This window comes from Kitasatospora sp. NPDC050463 (assembly GCF_040655255.1).
Lineage (GTDB): Bacteria > Actinomycetota > Actinomycetes > Streptomycetales > Streptomycetaceae > Kitasatospora.
In genome coordinates this window covers 68,223-84,236 of sequence record NZ_JBFAJO010000019.1, presented here as the reverse complement: position 1 = coordinate 84,236, position 16,014 = coordinate 68,223, and the positions used below count along the sequence as shown (strand labels likewise).

12 protein-coding genes are annotated in these 16,014 nt (G+C 75.0%); 6 read left to right on the top strand and 6 right to left on the bottom strand.

The genetic code is table 11. The annotated features are described in order from the left end of the window. The first annotated feature begins 151 nt into the window (after positions 1–151). On the top strand, positions 152–1,675 hold the full coding sequence (locus AB0J08_RS14880; RefSeq protein ID WP_360632584.1) for an FAD-dependent monooxygenase: 1,524 nt from the start codon (positions 152–154) through the stop codon (positions 1,673–1,675). A 64-nt stretch (positions 1,676–1,739) separates the two neighbouring features. Here AB0J08_RS14880 and AB0J08_RS14875 read toward each other — a convergent pair whose 3' ends face one another. Beyond that, positions 1,740–2,306, bottom strand: a complete 567-nt coding sequence (locus AB0J08_RS14875; protein ID WP_360632581.1) for a CGNR zinc finger domain-containing protein — start codon at positions 2,304–2,306, stop codon at positions 1,740–1,742. Between the two features lie 263 nt (positions 2,307–2,569). Between AB0J08_RS14875 and AB0J08_RS14870 the strand changes: the two genes are divergently transcribed. The 5 genes from AB0J08_RS14870 (at position 2,570) to AB0J08_RS14850 (ending at position 9,564) form a co-directional block, all read left to right on the top strand. Continuing rightward, positions 2,570–4,729: a protease pro-enzyme activation domain-containing protein gene (locus AB0J08_RS14870; RefSeq protein WP_360632578.1), complete on the top strand. Its 2,160-nt coding sequence runs from the start codon at positions 2,570–2,572 to the stop codon at positions 4,727–4,729. Positions 4,730–4,972: 243 nt separating this feature from the next. After that, positions 4,973–6,034, top strand: a complete 1,062-nt coding sequence (locus AB0J08_RS14865; RefSeq protein WP_360632575.1) for a hypothetical protein — start codon at positions 4,973–4,975, stop codon at positions 6,032–6,034. Positions 6,035–6,556: 522 nt separating this feature from the next. Beyond that, positions 6,557–7,024 carry a VOC family protein gene (locus AB0J08_RS14860; RefSeq protein ID WP_360632572.1) on the top strand — a complete coding sequence of 156 codons (468 nt, stop codon included), beginning with the start codon at positions 6,557–6,559 and terminating at the stop codon, positions 7,022–7,024. 30 nt (positions 7,025–7,054) lie between these two features. Beyond that, a complete protein-coding gene (locus tag AB0J08_RS14855; protein WP_360632569.1) occupies positions 7,055–7,972 on the top strand; it encodes a pyridoxamine 5'-phosphate oxidase family protein in 918 nt (305 codons plus the stop codon). 251 nt (positions 7,973–8,223) lie between these two features. Further along, positions 8,224–9,564 carry a peptidoglycan-binding protein gene (locus AB0J08_RS14850; RefSeq protein ID WP_360632566.1) on the top strand — a complete coding sequence of 447 codons (1,341 nt, stop codon included), beginning with the start codon at positions 8,224–8,226 and terminating at the stop codon, positions 9,562–9,564. A 5-nt stretch (positions 9,565–9,569) separates the two neighbouring features. Here the strand turns inward: AB0J08_RS14850 and AB0J08_RS14845 are convergent, their stop codons facing one another. The 5 genes from AB0J08_RS14845 to AB0J08_RS14825 form a co-directional block, all read right to left on the bottom strand. Continuing rightward, positions 9,570–10,355: a TrmH family RNA methyltransferase gene (locus AB0J08_RS14845; RefSeq protein ID WP_360632563.1), complete on the bottom strand. Its 786-nt coding sequence runs from the start codon at positions 10,353–10,355 to the stop codon at positions 9,570–9,572. Positions 10,356–10,446: 91 nt separating this feature from the next. Further along, a complete protein-coding gene (locus AB0J08_RS14840; RefSeq protein WP_360632560.1) occupies positions 10,447–12,591 on the bottom strand; it encodes an FUSC family protein in 2,145 nt (714 codons plus the stop codon). Positions 12,592–12,601: 10 nt separating this feature from the next. Next, entirely contained in the window at positions 12,602–13,891 is a 1,290-nt protein-coding gene (locus AB0J08_RS14835; RefSeq protein WP_360632557.1) for an HTTM domain-containing protein, read from the bottom strand. Next, positions 13,888–14,547 carry a DUF5819 family protein gene (locus AB0J08_RS14830; protein WP_360632554.1) on the bottom strand — a complete coding sequence of 220 codons (660 nt, stop codon included), beginning with the start codon at positions 14,545–14,547 and terminating at the stop codon, positions 13,888–13,890. Before AB0J08_RS14830 ends, AB0J08_RS14835 begins: the two co-directional genes overlap by 4 nt. Before the next feature lie 141 nt (positions 14,548–14,688). After that, on the bottom strand, positions 14,689–15,852 hold the full coding sequence (locus AB0J08_RS14825) for a rhodanese-like domain-containing protein (protein ID WP_360632551.1): 1,164 nt from the start codon (positions 15,850–15,852) through the stop codon (positions 14,689–14,691). Between the last annotated feature and the right edge of the window lie 162 nt (positions 15,853–16,014).

Below are 16,014 nucleotides of genomic sequence, written 5' to 3'. Positions count from 1 at the left end.
GCCGACCGGGTTCCGGGCCCCGGCGATGCCACGCCGGGGCCCGGTTCCGTTCCGCGGAGATTCACAGCCCCGCCCCGCGCCAGCGATGATGGAGACCGGGAGGGCGCCCGGACCGGCGTCCAACCTCCGTCCGAGCACCGGGAGCTGACAGATGACCGCGAAGCAGACCGTCACCGACGTCCTGATCGTCGGGGCCGGACCGACCGGCCTGCTGCTGGCCGGGGACCTCGCCACCGCCGGGGTCCGGGTCACCGTCCTGGAGAAGCGCGACACCGAGTCCAACCTCACCCGGGCCTTCGCGGTGCACGCCCGCAGCCTGGAGCTGCTGGACGCCCGGGGCCTGGCCGACGACCTGATCGCCACCGGCCGCCCGCTCACCTCGCTGCGGCTCTTCGACCGGCTCCGGGTCGACCTCGGCAGCCTCCCGAGCCGCTTCCCGTTCGTCCTGATCACCCCGCAGTACCACACCGAACGCCTGCTCCAGGAGCGCGCGCTGAAGGCCGGCGCGACCATCCTGCGCGGCACCGAGGTCGTCGGGCTGCGGCAGGACGCCGAAGGCGTCACCGTCGAGACCCTCCCGCACCCTTCGGGCGGGGGGACCCCCACGGGCGGCACCACCCACCGGGCCGGCTACGTGGTCGGCACCGACGGCGTCCACTCCACCGTCCGCGACCTGCTCGGCATCCCCTTCCCGGGCGAGTCCGTGGTCAACTCCGTCGTCCTGGCCGACGTCCGGCTGGACCGCGCCCCCGACGAGCTGGTCACCGTCGGCGCCGCCGAGGGCGGCTTCGCCTTCCTCGCGCCGTTCGGCGACGGCTGGTACCGGGTCATCGCCTGGGACCCCGCCGAGGAGCACGCGGACGGCACCCCGCCCCCGCTCGACCGGATCGCCGAGATGACCCGCAACGCCCTCGGCGAGGACTACGGCCTGCACGACGCCCGGTGGAGCTCGACCTTCCACAGCGACGAGCGCCAGGTGCCCAACTACCGCTCCGGCCGGGTATTCCTGGCCGGCGACGCGGCCCACTGCCACTCCCCGGCCGGCGGCCAAGGCATGAACACCGGCCTCCAGGACGCCGCCAACCTCTCCTGGAAGCTCGCCGCCGCCGTCCAGGGCCGGGCCACCGACGCCCTGCTGGACACCTACCAGACCGAGCGGCACCCCGTCGGCAGGTCGGTGCTGCGCACCTCCGGCGCGCTGATCCGCCTCGCCCTCGCCCAGTCCGCCCCCACCCGGGCCCTGCGCGGCGCCCTCACCACCCTGGCCGACCACCTCGACGTGGTCGCCGAGCGGGGCGCCCGGACGATCTCCGGGATCGGCATCCGGTACGCCGCGCCCAGGGACGCCCACCCGCTGGCCGGCCGGCGCGTGCCCGACCTGCGGCTGACCGGCCTGGAGCAGACCCGGGAGGGCGAGCCGGCCGCCCCCGAGCGGCTCTACGAGGCGCTGCGCGCGGGCACGTTCGTCCTGGTCAGCAATGACCAGGTGCCCGCCGCCGGGCCGTGGGCGGGCCGGGTGCTGACCGTCGCACCGGCGGACCCGCACGGCAAGCTGCGCGACACCGTGCTGCTGGTCCGCCCCGACGGCTACGCCGCCTGGGCGGCCGTCGACCCGGGCCAGGGCGAGATCCGCGCCGCGCTGGCCCAGTGGCTCGGCGCCCCCGACGAGGGCTGAGGGTCCGGCGGGGGTGTGGCGGCGGACCGCCGCCACACCCCCGGGTCCGCTCGACCGAAAAGCCCTACCCGCGCGCCTTCTCGTAGTGCCGCGCCGCTTTCACGCGGTTCCCGCAGACCGCCATCGAGCACCAGCGGCGACGCCCGTTCTGCGATGTGTCGAGGAAGTGCAGAATGCAGGCCTCGTGCGCACACTTCTTGATCCGGTGCGCGCCCCGGCCGAGCAGACCCAGGAAATCGTCCACCGCCAGCCAGGCGGCCAGCCACTGCGGCCCGTCCACCTCGACGTGCTCCGCCGGACCCGCCGCGCCGAGTTCGCGCCGCAGCCGCCCGTGCCGCAGCACCTCGTTCAGCCCGGCCGCCGCCGGCCCGCTCACCGCGCCCCGCTCGTCCAGGTCCCGGACGGCCGCGGCGAGCGCCTCCCGGGCCTGCCGCAACGCCACGAGACCCGCCCCATCGGCCCCGCACCGGTCCGCCAGCCCGGCGGAGGAGAGCCAGATCCGCAAGCCGTCCGGCTCGTCCAGCAGGTCGTTCACCGGGGTGCCCGCCCACCGCGTGTTCAGCAGATCGAGCGCGAGCGGCTCGCCGATCAGCGGGCGGGGGTCGTGCGGGTCAGCCGTCCGGTCCGTCATCGGAACACTCCCTCGGTCTCGCCCGGTACCCGATTCTACGTCGCCCGCGGCCACCGAATCGGTGGGGCCCGGAGCATGAATTCCGACCGTTAACTGTATGGAGGCGTCTCCATTCCGTTCTCCACAGTTGACTGTTCTTTAGCAACGAATTGCTTGACCATGAGCCAATTCCCGGAACCCCTCTGACATGTTCTAGCCAGCGTCTCACCCCAGAAACGCCCTGGCCCCTGCCGGCCCCCACATGCCGGCCAGAGGAGGATTCCGTGCGCCCTCGCTCCCTCGCCCTTGTCGCGGCACTTGCCGTCCTGCCGCTGTCCGCGGTCTCGCTCGGCGTGACCGCCGCGCAGGCCGCCCCGGCCCCCAACGCCGCCGCGCCCCGCGTCTCGCTGCCGAACACGGTGACCCCCGCGGTGGCCCGCTCCGAGAAGAAGGGCGACGTCCCCGCCGACCAGCAGCTCTCGGTCGCCGTCAGCCTGAAGCTGCGCGACACCGCCGAGTTGGACCGCTTCCTCGCCGCGATCGCCACCCCCGGCACCCCGGAGTTCGGCAGGCACCTGACGCCGCAGCAGTTCACCGAGCGGTTCGGCCCGACCCAGGCCGCCGTCGACCAGGTCCGCGCCTTCCTGACCGCCCAGGGGCTGACGGTCTCCGGGGTCAGCGACAACCGCCAGGTGGTCGACGCGCACGGTACCGCCGAGCAGATCGCCCAGGCCTTCGGCACCCACGAGAGCGCCTACCTGGACCCGCAGCAGCAGCGCACCTTCTTCGCGAACGACGCGGCCGCCTCCGTCCCGGCCGCGCTCGCCGACGTGGTTCAGGGCATATCCGGCCTGAACAACCACACCGTCCGGACCACCCGCAACGTCAAGCCGTCCACGCCCGCCGCCCCCGCCGGGACCCTGGCCGCCCCCAGCGGCTTCGGCCCGAGCCAGTACGACGGCGCGTACAACCTGAACAAGACCGGCGCCGACGGCACCGGCGTCAGCGTCGCGCTCTGGGAGTTCGACGGCTACAGCGCCAACAACCTGAAGACCTACGACACCCAGTACGGGCTGACCGGTCCGGCCGTCTCCACCGTGTCGGTGGACGGCGCGAACTACGACTCCCACCCGGGCGAGGGTCAGGGCGAGGTCGAGCTGGACAGCGAGATCGTGCGCGGCGTCGCCCCCAAGGCGACCCAGCTGGTCTACGAGGCCCCCAACAGCGACCAGGGCGAGATCGACATGGCCGCCAAGATCGTCGCGGACAACCGGGTCTCGGTCATCTCCATCTCCTGGGGCTCCTGCGAGCCGGACACCACCGCCTCCTCCATGACGGCGGTCGACAACTCCTTCAAGCAGGCCGCCGCCCAGGGCATCTCGATCTTCTCGGCCTCCGGCGACGACGGCTCGCGCGACTGCACCCGCTCCACCAGCGGCTCCGGCGTCAAGGCCGTCGACTTCCCGGCGTCCAGCCCGCACCAGACCGGCGTCGGCGGGACCAACCTCAAGGTCTCCGGCAGCGCCTACTCCTCCGAGAGCGCCTGGAGCACCGCCGGCGGCGGCGTCTCCACCGTCTTCGCCAAGCCGAGCTGGCAGACCGGCACCGGCGTGAGCGGCACCATGCGCACCGTCCCGGACATCTCCTCCAACGCCGACCCGGCCAGCGGTTTCGCCATCTACACCGTCGGCGGCTGGCAGGTCTACGGCGGCACCAGCGCGGCCGCCCCGCTGTGGTCCGGCTACGCCGCCCAGTTCAACCAGAAGGCCAAGGCGGCCGGACAGCCCGTCCTCGGCGAGGCGAGCCCGCGGCTGTACGCCGTGGCCAACAGCAGCAGCTACGGCAGCGCGTTCCACGACGTGACCACCGGCAAGAACCAGGACTTCTCCACCAAGGCCGGCTACGACCAGGTCACCGGCTGGGGCAGCCCGATCGCCGACGCCCTGAACGCGGCGCTGCTCGGCAGCACCACCACGCCGCCCACCGACGGCTGCACCTCGGCCCAGCTCATCGGCAACGGCGGCTTCGAGACCGGCACCGCCGCGCCGTGGACGACGTCCACCGGCGTGGTCGACAACTCCTCCGGCGAGGCCGCGCACTCCGGCTCCTGGAAGGCCTGGCTGGACGGCTACGGCAGCGCCCACAGCGACACCCTGGCGCAGACCGTCTCGATCCCGGCCGGCTGCAAGGCCACGCTCTCCTTCTGGGTGCACATCGACACCGCCGAGTCCGGCAGCACCGCGTACGACAAGCTGACCGTCCAGGCCGGCTCGACCACGCTGGCCACCCTGTCCAACGCCGACGCGGCCACCGGCTACGTCCAGAAGTCCTTCGACCTCTCGGCCTTCGCCGGCCAGACGGTGACGGTGAAGCTCACCGGCACCGAGGACTCCTCCCTCAAGACCAGCTTCGTGATCGACGACGCCGCGCTCAGCGTCTCCTGATCACCGCGGTGGCCCCACACCGTCGGGGCGGTCCTCGTGCGGACCGCCCCGACGGTGTGTTTCCGTTCTGTTTCAAGATCGATAACCCTGCGGTCGACCGCTCGTGACCACTGTCATACGCACGACTGATGACGTAGCCTCTCGACCGTGCATAGGGTTCCCCACAGCTCGGTGAAGCCGTTCACGGCGCGCCTCGGCGCCGGACCTGCCGCGCCGAACCCGCTTGCTGGGGAAGGTAACCGCATGGGCTCACAACACCCCCAGGACGCCCGGCTCCGGCTGGTCGGACCGCGCCCCGGCGCGCCCGCACCCGCCCCCGTGCCCCCCGTCACCACCACGACCGCCGTCACCACCACGACCGCAGCCACCACCGCGACCGCCACCACCACCCCGGGCACCGGCCGACCAGCCCCCGCCGGGGGCTTCGCCGACACCCTGCACCTGGCGATCGAGGCCAGCGGCCTGAGCCTCGACCGGATCCGCGCCGCCCTCGCCCAACGCGGCGTCAGGGTCAGTGTGACGACGCTGAGCTACTGGCGGCGTGGCCGCAGCCAGCCCGAGCGGGCCAGCTCGCTGCGCGCCGTCCACCTGCTGGAGGAGCTGCTCGGCCTGCCGCACTCCACGCTCTCCGCACTGCTCGGCCCGCCGCGCCCGCGGGGCCGCTGGGCCGCCGCCGCCAACACCGCGCACCTGCGGCTGGAGGACGTCTGGCCGGGGGAGCAGGAGATCGCCGACGTCTTCGCCGAGCTGGACGCCCCGCCGGTCGGCGAGCTGGAGCGGCTGAGCATCCACGACTCCTACTACGTCGACGCCGAGCGCCGCGGCAACCTGCTGCGGATGCGCCAGGTGGTCCGCGCCACCGTCGGCGGCGTCGGCCGCTGCCTGGTCGTGCACAAGGCGGACGAGGAGGCCACCGGCTGCCCCGAGATCACCTCGGTCCGGCACGGCCGGCTCGGCCGGGTCCGCCGCAGGCCGAAGGTCGGTCTGGTGGTCGGCGAGCTGATGCTGGACCGCCCGCTCGGACAGGGGGACAGCACGGTCTTCGAGTACGAGGTGGAGATCCCGCCCGGCGGCCCGACCATGGAGTACAGCCGCCGCTTCGCCATCCCGGTGCGCGAGTACGTGCTCCAGGTGCACTTCGACCCGGCGGCCGTGCCCGTCCACTGCGAGCGCTACGACCGCGCCCCGGGCGAGGACGTCGACCGGCGCCGCGAGCAGCTGTGGATCGGCGCCTCCGCCAGCGCCCACGTGCTCGCCCCCGACCAGCAACCGGGCCACGTCGGCATCCGCTGGGAGTGGGAGTAGCGCGGCTCCGAGCACCGCCCGGCGCGGTCGGGGCGGCGGCGGTGTCGCTCACGCCCTCCCCTCCGTCCTGCGGTCACTCGTGGCTCGGCCCCCGCCGAGGTACGTCCCCGCGCCCCCGCCGACCACCGGCGCCGCCGACCAGCGCCCCGGCCGTGCCGCGCCGCCGACCAGCGCCCCCACCCTGCCGAGCCCCGAGCAGCGCCCCGACGACCGTGCCGCGCCACCGACCAGACCGCGTGGACCGGGCCCACGTCCGGCGACTTCAGCGCCCGGGCCGGCAGTACGAACGCACCGACGTACCCGACCGCGGCCACCGCGCCGGCGGCGTACGCCCTGGAAGCGGCCGGCAGCCGGGACCACCTGTTCACCGCCCAAGGCGTTCCGGAACCTGCTCACCGAGGCCTACCTAACCGCTTCGAAGCCCCCTATCGGTTGACGTGGCGTCAGACTAACCGCTACCGTTCATTGCACAGGTTAGGGAGCGGGCGCCCCGGGCGCCCCGGGCCACGGGAGTGATAAGCCATGTCCAGCACCACCACCAGCACCCTGCAGACCGGCCACATCGGCCTGAACGTCACCGACCTCGACCGCTCGACCGCCTTCTACCGCGGCGTCCTCGGCCTGGAGCTGATGAACGAGGGCACCGACCCCGAGCGCCGCTTCGCCTTCCTGGGCCGCGACGGCCGCCTGGTGATCACCCTCTGGCAGCAGAGCGCCGGCACCTTCCCCACCGCCGCCCCCGGCCTGCACCACCTCTCCTTCCAGGTCGACAGCCTCGACGAGGTCCGCGCCGCCGAGCGGCTGCTGCGCGAGCTGGGCGCCGAGTTCGCCCACGACGGCGTCGTCCCGCACAGCGAGGGCGCGGCCTCCGGCGGGATCTTCTTCACCGACCCCGACGGCATCCGGCTGGAGATCTACACCCCGAAGGGCGTGGCGGAGACGGGCGCCACCGCGCCCACCGGGGCGGCCCCCACCTGCGGGTTCTTCTAGGCCGGCCGACCGGACCGGGAGGCCGCCGCCATGACGGACAGCAGCACGCCGTACCACCCGGGCGAGCGCGCGGTGCAGGCCCGGGCCGGCCGCGTGGAGCGCGCCGACCACTCCGGCCGCGCGATCGGCCGCACCATCCCGGCCGTGGCCGCCCGCTTCCTGGCCGAGCGCCAGGTCCTGGTGCTCGGCGCCGCCGACGCCGACGGCCGGCTCTGGGCCACCCAGCTCACCGGCGGCCCGGGCTTCCTGCGGGCGCCCGACGAGACGACCCTCACGGTGGCGGCCGGGCCCGCCGCCGAGGACCCGTTGGCCGCCGTCCTGGCCGGTCCGGCCGAGGTCGGCACCATCGCACTGGACCCGGCCGGCCGGCGCCGGATGCGGCTCAACGGCCGCTCCGTGCCGGACGGCCGCGGCGGCCTGGTGATCGCCGCCGACCAGGTCTACGCCAACTGTCCGAAGTACATCCAGCGCCGCAGCCCGCTGGAGCTGTCGGCGGGCACCCCGCACGTGGTGGCCGCCGGCCCGGTCCTGTCCACCGCCCAACAGCTGACCGTGGCCACCGCCGACACCTTCTTCATCGCCACCGCCGGCCCGGACGGCCGGGTGGACGCCTCGCACCGGGGCGGCAATCCCGGCTTCCTCCGGGCCGTCGGCCCGGACCGGCTGCGCTGGCCCGAGTACGCCGGTAACAGCATGTTCATGACGCTGGGCAACCTGGAGCTCGACCCGCGCGCCGGACTGCTGCTGCCGGACTTCGAGACGGGCGGGGCACTGCTGATCACCGGCGAGGCCCGGACCGACTGGTCCGAACGGTCGGCGGCTGGCCTGCCGGGGGCCGAGCGGGTGGTCGACCTCACCGTCACCGGCGTCCTCGAACTGGCCGACGCCACCCCGCTCACCTGGACCGGCCCCGAGTACTCCCCGGCCAATCCGCCGGCCGCCGCCTGACCACCGGGAGGCTCCCGGCGCCCGTCCGGCCGCGGCCGCCGGGAGCTGACCGCGCGTCGGACCACCCCGGCACTACCGCCTCCCGTTTCCGCGCGCCACGCCCGGGCGCCGAACGGTCGTCACCCGGGCGGCTCAACCCGCCGCGCCGAGTACCCGTCCGATTTGGGACTTTGGTCCCGATGACACGCGATACCGGCCCGGGAAGGTCACTCCTGTCGTGCCATCAGGACTGACCGGGAAAGAGGCGAGGAATGACCCCTACCGAGCAATCGACCCCGTTGCTGGAATTCGACGAGGTCGCGCCGGACGAGGACTGCATATGCGGGGGCTGCCGTGACCGCCGCCGCGCCCGGCTGCACGCCGCACCGGTGCACGACGGCGGGCACGCCGCGGCCCGGAGCACCCGCCGCCGGGCAGCGGTGCTGATGGCCGCGGTCGGCACCGTGCTGGGCGGCGGGGCGGCCGGCGCCTCGGCGGCCCCCGCACCCACCCCCGGTGGCAACAGCGCCGCCGAGGCGCCGACCACGCCGCAGGGCGGGGTCAGCGGTCTCCACGGCGAGGCCCCCGGCGCCCGCGCCACCGCCGCCCCCCGGGCCACCGCGCAGCCGCTCACCCGGGCACAGATCATCGAGCGGGCGCAGGGCTGGGTCGCCCAGAAGGTCCCGTACAGCATGAGCCGCTACTGGTCCGACGGCTACCGCCAGGACTGCTCCGGCTTCGTCTCGATGGCCTGGGGCCTGGGAAGCAGCCAGACCACCTGGACGCTGCCCGACTTCGCCGACCGGATCACCAAGGCGGACCTCCAGCCCGGCGACATCCTGATCTACAACAACCCGGCCAACCCACAGGCCGGCTCGCACGTCACCGTCTTCGGCGGCTGGACGGACTCCTCCCGCACCCGCTACCTGGCCTACGAGCAGACCTCCCCCGGTACCACCCGGCGGGACACCCCGTACGCCTACTGGCAGAACTCCGCCTCGTACGTCCCGTACCGCGCCAAGGCGCTCTCGGGCGGCACCAGCAGCGACGGCTCCGCGTCGACCGCCTATCCCGGCGCCGACAGGTTCGGCCCGGGCGCGAACAACGCGTACGTCACCAAGCTCGGCCAGATGCTGGTCCAGCGCGGCGGCGGCCGGTTCTACACCGAAGGGCCCGGCCCGCGCTGGGGCGAGGCCGACCGCAGGGCCACCGAGGCCTTCCAGCTCGCCCAGGGCTGGCGCGGCAGCGAGGCCGACGGCATCCCGGGCAAGGACACCTGGGACTACCTGGTCAACCACAAGGGCCGCGACATCGCCGCGGCCACCACCCCGCTCCCGCCGCCCCCGGCCACCCCCGGCCCCGGTGACGGGGTGCCCGGCTTCCCCGGCGCGGACGCGTTCCGCCCGGGGGCCGACGACGCCTCCGTCACCCTGCTCGGCGAGCAGCTGGTCCGCGCGGGCTTCGGCCGCTTCTACACCCAGGGCCCCGGGCCGCGCTGGACGGAGAGCGACCGCCAGGCCGTCCAGGCCTTCCAGCAGGCCCAGGGCTGGCGCGGCGTCGAGGCCGACGGCTACCCGGGGCCGGACACCTGGCGCCGGCTGTTCGACCGGTAGGCGCGTCAGGCGCCCGTGGGCCCGCCCGGCCGGGGAACACCGGGCGGGCGGCCCGACATCCAGTGGAAGAGCCCCATCGCCACGCTGGTCGCCAGGTTGAAGCTGGAGACCCCGGGCTGCATCGGCACCGCGACCAGCCGGTCCGCGCGCGCCTTCAGCTCCGCCGAGACGCCGTGCCGCTCGGTGCCGAAGGCGAGCAGCGCGTCGTCCGGCACGGCCACCGTCCGGATGTCCGCCCCCTCCGGGTCCAGCACGTACAGCGGGCCGGCGGGCAGCTCGGACAGCGCCAGCCGTTCGACCGCGGTGGCGAAGTGCAGGCCGGCGCTGCCCCGCACCACGTTCGGATGCCAGGGGTCGAGGTCCCCGGTGGTCACCACCCCGGTGGCGCCGAAGCCGGCCGCCAGCCGGATCACCGCCCCCACGTTGCCCAGGTTGCGCGGGTTCTCCAGCAGGACGACCGGCGCCGTCCGGGGCCGCCGGCCGAGGACCGCCAGGTTGGCCCCGGTGGTCGGGCGGCCGGCCAGCGCGATCACCCCGGTGGGGTGCAGCCTGGGCACCAGCGTCCGCAGCTCCGGCTCCGGCAGCTCCGTGGCCAGGCGGGCCAGCGCGGGGGCGACGTCCTCGGCCAGTTCGGCGGCGAGCGCCAGCAGCGCGGTCCGGTCGGCGGTCAGCACCTGCCGGACGTCCCCGCCGAAGCGCAGCGCGTGCTTGAGTGCGTGGAATCCGTCCAGCAGCACCGTGTCCGGTGCCGCCGCGCCCGCCCGCCAGGCGCGTACCGGCTCGTCGTTCATGCCGCTCACTCTGCCACTCCCGGCTCGACGGGCCGACCGGCGGCCCCGTCCCGGCCCGACGCGCCCACCCGCCCCGCCCCGCCTCCGGGGCCTAACGTGCCGTGGACTCCCGCGCGCGCTGCTCCGCGGTGGCCGAGCCGCCCCCGCGCAGCGCCCGCTCCAGGTCCTTCAGCGCCTGGAGCAGCAGGCGGGTGCTCGTCCGGACCACCTCCCGCTGCACGCTCGCCGGCGCCCCGGCCAGCCGCTCCTCCAACCGGGCCTGCGCCTCCCGCACGGCGTCGAACTCCACCGGACGCTCGGTGAGCAGCGCGGCCGCCGCCAGCGCGGTGGCCAGCCGCAGTTCCTCGGCGAACCCGGCCGCGCCGGGCACCGGTTCGGCGTCGGCGGTGGGCAGATGGGCCTCCAGCAGCACGGCGACCCGCCCGAGGTGGCCGACCGCCGCCCGGGCCCGGTCCCACTGGCGGCGGCTGACCCCGGGCAGTCCGGAGGCGTGCCGGCCGGGCTCCGCGTCGGCCCGCTGCATGGCCTGGAGCAGCTCGGAGCGGGCCTCCCGGGAGTCCAGCAGCGCCGAGCGGACCTCCCGCCCGCGCGGGGCGCCCGGGTTCTCGTAGACGGCGAGCACCGCACCCGCGTAGCGCCCGGCGGCGGCCAGCCACTCGGCCAGCCGCTCCCCGAGCCGGGCGGTCTGCCAGGTCGGGAACAGGGCGTAGGCGAGCAGCGCGACGGAGCCGCCGAGGAAGGTCAGACCGACCCGCTCGAAGGCGGTGACCAGCGGGTTCCCCTCCTGCAGGCCGAGCAGGAAGACGACGTACGAGGAGATGCAGACCGTCATCAGCGCATAGCCGGTGCGCAGGGTGAGGTACGCGCCGCCGATGCAGAGCACCGCGAGCGCGGCCAGCACCCACTCGCCGGGGTGGGCGAGCTGGACCACCAGGGTGGAGACGGCGACGCCGACCATCGTCCCGGCCAGCCGTGCCACCCCCCGGCTGTAGGTCTGCGCGAAGTCCGGCCGCATCACCATGGCGGCGGTCATCGGGGCCCAGTACCCGTGCTCGAAGCCGACCAGCCGGGCGAGCAGGTAGGCGAGCACGACGACCCCGGCGAGCCGGACGGCGTGCTGGAAGACCGCCGAGTGCGGCTGGAGCTGGCGCCGCACCGCGCGCAGGGCGACCGGCAGCATCCGGGAGAGCGGCGGCTTCAGCAGTGCCCCGCCGGCGCCGACCACGGGCGTGCTGATGGTGTCCTCGTCGCCGCGGTCCAGGGCGTCGGCGGCCTTGCGCAGCAGCCCGGCCAGCCGGCGGGCGGCCCGGCGCGCGGCGCCCTGCAGCTCCGGCCCGTCGGCCGGGGCGGCCAGCGTGAGCGCCGGGGCGGAGCGGGGCAGTCGCAGCGGATCGCCGGTGCGGACGGCGCGTGCCAGGGCGTCCATCGCCTCGGCGGCGGCGGCCAGCACGGCCCGGGCCCGGTCGCGCTCTGGTCCCTCCTCGGGGGCGCCGACCTTGGGGTCGGCGATGGCGGCCAGGGTCGGGCGGACGCGTTCGGCGATGCCGCGCAGTCCGCGCAGCTCGGGCGGTCGGCGGCGGTCCTGCCAGGGCGTCAGCGCGGCCGCGTGCCGGGCCGTCATGAACGGTGCCGGATCGACGTGTGAGGTCGGGTCCTGGCGCAGCCGCCGTGCGTAGTCGGCGAGTTCGGCGTAGGTGTCGGCGAGCGCCTCCCGCTGGGCGGTCCAACTGCCGATCGGCCAGAGGGTGATGACGGCCGCCTGGACGGCGCCGCCGAGCGCGCAGACCAGCCCGTGGCCGAGTGCGGCCGGCACGCTGACCGGGAGTTGGACCACGACCAGCATCACCGAGAGGGTGTTGGCGGCGACCACCCCGGCGGTCGGCCCGATCGCCCAGGCCAGGCCGGCCCCGAAGGCCCAGACCGCGAGCAGCACCGGGAACGCTCCGGTCACCCCGGCCGCCAGGTAGCCGAGGAAGGTACTGGTGCCGAGCCCGATCCCGGCCGCGACGGCGAGCGTGGGCCGGGGGCGGAAGCTGCGCTGGAAGGTGGCCGTCCCGGCGATGAACGCGCCCATCGCGGCCGAGGTGGCGAGCCGGGCCCCGCCCAGTGCCAGGGTCGGGAAGAGCACCAGGGCGACGGCGACGGCGCCGCGGGCCGCGCGCTTGGGGTCGGTGAGCGCCCGGTCCAGGGTCAGTCCGGTCCGCGCGGTGTCTCGCAGTGCGGCAAACCAGGACATAGCGGTCAGCTTAGGTGAGCGGTGCCTTCCGGCGGCGCAGGCTCCGGACGCGCGCCCCCAGGCCCCCGAACCGCGCGCCCGCCCAGAGCAGCACCCCGGTCGGCACGAAGACCACGTCCGCCGCGACCATCGCCAGCGAGAACACCGGCAGTCCCAGCAGCACCGCGATCCCCAGGTGCTCGGCCATCATCACCACCAGCAGCGCGTTCTTGACCCGCCGGTGGACCAGCGTGAACGGGAACGCCACCTGCAGCAGCACCGTCCCGTACGAGACCAGAAAGACCGGCAGCAGAGCCGAGCCGACCAGCCCGGACAGCCCCGGCCAGGGCGTGAAGTAGTCCAGGTGCAGCGGGTAGTAGAGCGCGGTGCCGTCCTGCCAGCGCGAGCCCTGCACCTTGTACCAGCCGGCCGTGGCGTAGATCAGCACCACCTCGGTGGCGATCACCAGCATCGCGCAGTTGTGCACCATGTTCGCCAGCGCGTCGAGCACCGCCCGCGGCTCACCGTCCGGTCGCAGCCGTCCGAGCACCCACCAGAGCCCGGCCACCGCCCACAGGCCCCAGAACACCGGCGCCCAGCCGACCCGGGGGAAGGCGGCGGTCGTCCAGGTCAGACTCTCCCCGGAGAAGGCGCCGAGCTGGCAGACCAGCAGCACCGCGCCCAGCACCGCCCAGAGCAGCACCCCGGACCGCCCCGCGGCCGACCGCCGGGCGTCCAGCGACCAGACCTGCGCGCAGCGGGTGAAGACCAGGTAGACCGCCATCAGATGGACGACGTTGTCGCCGCCGTCCCCGAGGAAGACGTTGCGGTTCTGCAGCGACAGCACGGTGACCAGGAACAGCACGGTGCTCGCCCTGGTCCGCCAGCCCAGCAGGACGGCGAGGGCGGCCAGCACCGCCAGGTGGTAGACCAGCTCGAACCAGAGCCGCCCACCGAACCACGGCAGCACGGTCAGCGCCCCGTTGTCGGCCAGCAGCCGCTCGGCCAGGTCGAGCGACCAGGGCGAGGTGTCGCCGTAGAGCAGCCGCCGGTTGGGCCACTCCCGCAGCAGGAAGGCCAGCCAGACCAGCCCGAAGCCGATCCGCACCGCCGCCGCCTGGTGGCGCCCCAGCGCCCGTCCGGTGAACGCCGCGAAGGCCCGCGCCGCCGCGGCGCCGAGCCCCGGGCCGGGCCGCCCGGGGGCCGGCTCCGCCCCCGGGTCCGTGTGCGGCGGGCCGGCATCGGGGTACGCCACGGCCGAAGGCTGGGCCAGGGCGCCGTCGAGGAGCTGCGGCCCGACCGTCGGCGACACCTCGTTCACCCGAGCCCCCGGTAGTCCTCGTCGTCCACCGGCCACCACGGCAGCTCCCGGACCTTGGGCGCGGGCGGCGCGGCCTCCCCGCTCCAGCCCGGCGGCGGGACGGTCGCGGCCGTCACCCGGAACTCGATCTGCAGGATCCGCTCGCCGTCGACGCTCCGGCCGATCCGCTGCAGCGCGATCCGCTTCAGGTACTGCTCGGCCAGCTTGCCGCGCGGATTGGTCAGCGTGTCGTCCTGCGCGCTGTGCGAGCCCTCGTAGAAGTCCCAGGCCCGGCGGAGCAGGTTCTGGTCGGCATGGCTGGGCGCGGGGTTGCCGCGGATCGCCGCGACGTCCCGGACGGTCAGCCCGGTCCAGTCGTGGGTCCGGGTCGCGCCGCCGGCCGCGACCGTGCGCACCCGGGCGTCCAGACTGACGTTCTGCTGCAGCGGGTTGGGCGCGAACAGCTTCCAGTTCTGCTCGAACTCCGGGTACACCAGGCCGTCGACCTGCTCCCGGTACTCCCGGGAGGCCGAGTTGGCCGGGGCCACGTGCAGGAACACCGCGGCGAGGAACAGCCCGGTGCCGGTCACCAGCACGGCGGCGGCCACCCCGAGCACGGCCAGCGCCGGCGTCGACCAGACCCGCCCGCCGGGCGGTGCCCCGGTGTTCTCGGCCATGGCCCTCCCCAGCCCTCGGCCGGGAGGTGCCCTCACCCCGCCGGACGTGCGCCGCCGGTCCCGTCCCGGCTCGGTCGCGCGCCCATCCTGCCCTACCGGGGGGCGGTCGGTGCCGCGGCGGGGGAGGGAACCGCGCCGGACCTACAGGACGAAGGCGTCCCGGCCGTCGCTGCTCACCATCGGGCGGCCGGCGCCCTCCCACGCGTACATCCCGCCGTCCACGTTGACCGCGGCCCGGCCGTTCTGCACCAGGTACTGGACGACCTGCGCGGAGCGCCCGCCGACCCGGCAGAGCACGTAGAGCTTCTCGTCCGGCAGCTCGCCGAGGCGGGCGATCACCTGACCCATCGGGATGTGCAGCGCACCGTCCACGTGACCCGCGTCCCACTCGTCCTGCTCACGGACGTCCAGCAGGGCGGCGTCGACGGGGACGGCGGCGGCTTCGGCGGTGGGGATCTGCGCGAACATCGTCTGGTTCTCCTGGGGCTCGGTCCGGTCCGCTCCATTGTCTCCCACCGGCTGCCCGCCGAGCAGCCGTTCCAGCTCGGCCTGCTGGGCGGACGCCTTGGCCAGCAGCTGGTCGGCGAGCTCCTCCAGCAGGCCGTCCGGGTCCTGCGGGGCGAGGGCGAGCAGCTGGCCCATCGCGGTGTTCTCCAGCCTGACCTGCTCGGTGGCGGTCTCGGCGATCTTGGCGGTGAGCCACTCCAGCCGCCGGCGCAGCCAGCCGAACCGGTCGGGGGAGTCCACCGCGGGCGCCGCCTCGGGGGCGGTGGACCACTCGGCGGCGAGACCCTCCAGCGCGGCGGTGTCGCCGTACGCGTAGGCCTCGTTGACCCGGGCGATGAAGGCGGCCCGGCGCTGCTGCTCGGCCTGGTCGGTGGTGAGGTCGGGGTGGGCGCGGCGGACGAGCTCGCGGTAGATCCGCTGGGCGTCCCGGCCGGGCCGCACCCGGGTCGGCGCGACCGGCGCCGCGGTGGCCGCCTCCTGCTCCTGGACGCTGTCGAACAGCGCGTCCAGGTCGGGCAGTTCGTCCACCCGTTGACGCGCCTCGGCGGCCCGCCGGAGGTCCTCGGGGTGCCCGGTACGGGTGGCCACCGTCTCGGCGATCAACGCGTCCAGCTCGTCCAGCCGGGCGTAGAGCGGGCCGAGCAGCTGATGGTGGATCAGGGCGAAGTTGTCGATCTCGACCCGCAGGGTCTGCATGTCGACGTCCATGGTGAGCCAGGCGAGTTCGGCGGCGGCGACCCGCTCCTCCAGCTCCTGCTGCTCCGGATCCGTCCAACGGGCGGGGCTCTGCGCGGTCACGTCTCGCCTCTGTCTCGTCCTGCCGGCTCGTCCTGCTGCCGTGCCGTCCGCCGTACCGGGAGCGGCACGCCCGCCCCGCGGGGCGGCCCGGCCTGCCACCCTACCTCCGCGCGCGCTGCTCCGACCGGGTGGACCGGGAGCGCGGGCGCGCGTCCACCCCGG

Coding starts and splice junctions, on each gene's coding strand:
- AB0J08_RS14880 (WP_360632584.1), top strand. CDS start 152: ATGACCGCGAAGCAGACCGTCACCGACGTCCTGATCGTCGGGGCCGGA.
- AB0J08_RS14875 (WP_360632581.1), bottom strand. CDS start 2,306: ATGACGGACCGGACGGCTGACCCGCACGACCCCCGCCCGCTGATCGGC.
- AB0J08_RS14865 (WP_360632575.1), top strand. CDS start 4,973: ATGGGCTCACAACACCCCCAGGACGCCCGGCTCCGGCTGGTCGGACCG.
- AB0J08_RS14860 (WP_360632572.1), top strand. CDS start 6,557: ATGTCCAGCACCACCACCAGCACCCTGCAGACCGGCCACATCGGCCTG.
- AB0J08_RS14855 (WP_360632569.1), top strand. CDS start 7,055: ATGACGGACAGCAGCACGCCGTACCACCCGGGCGAGCGCGCGGTGCAG.
- AB0J08_RS14850 (WP_360632566.1), top strand. CDS start 8,224: ATGACCCCTACCGAGCAATCGACCCCGTTGCTGGAATTCGACGAGGTC.
- AB0J08_RS14845 (WP_360632563.1), bottom strand. CDS start 10,355: ATGAACGACGAGCCGGTACGCGCCTGGCGGGCGGGCGCGGCGGCACCG.
- AB0J08_RS14840 (WP_360632560.1), bottom strand. CDS start 12,591: ATGTCCTGGTTTGCCGCACTGCGAGACACCGCGCGGACCGGACTGACC.
- AB0J08_RS14830 (WP_360632554.1), bottom strand. CDS start 14,547: ATGGCCGAGAACACCGGGGCACCGCCCGGCGGGCGGGTCTGGTCGACG.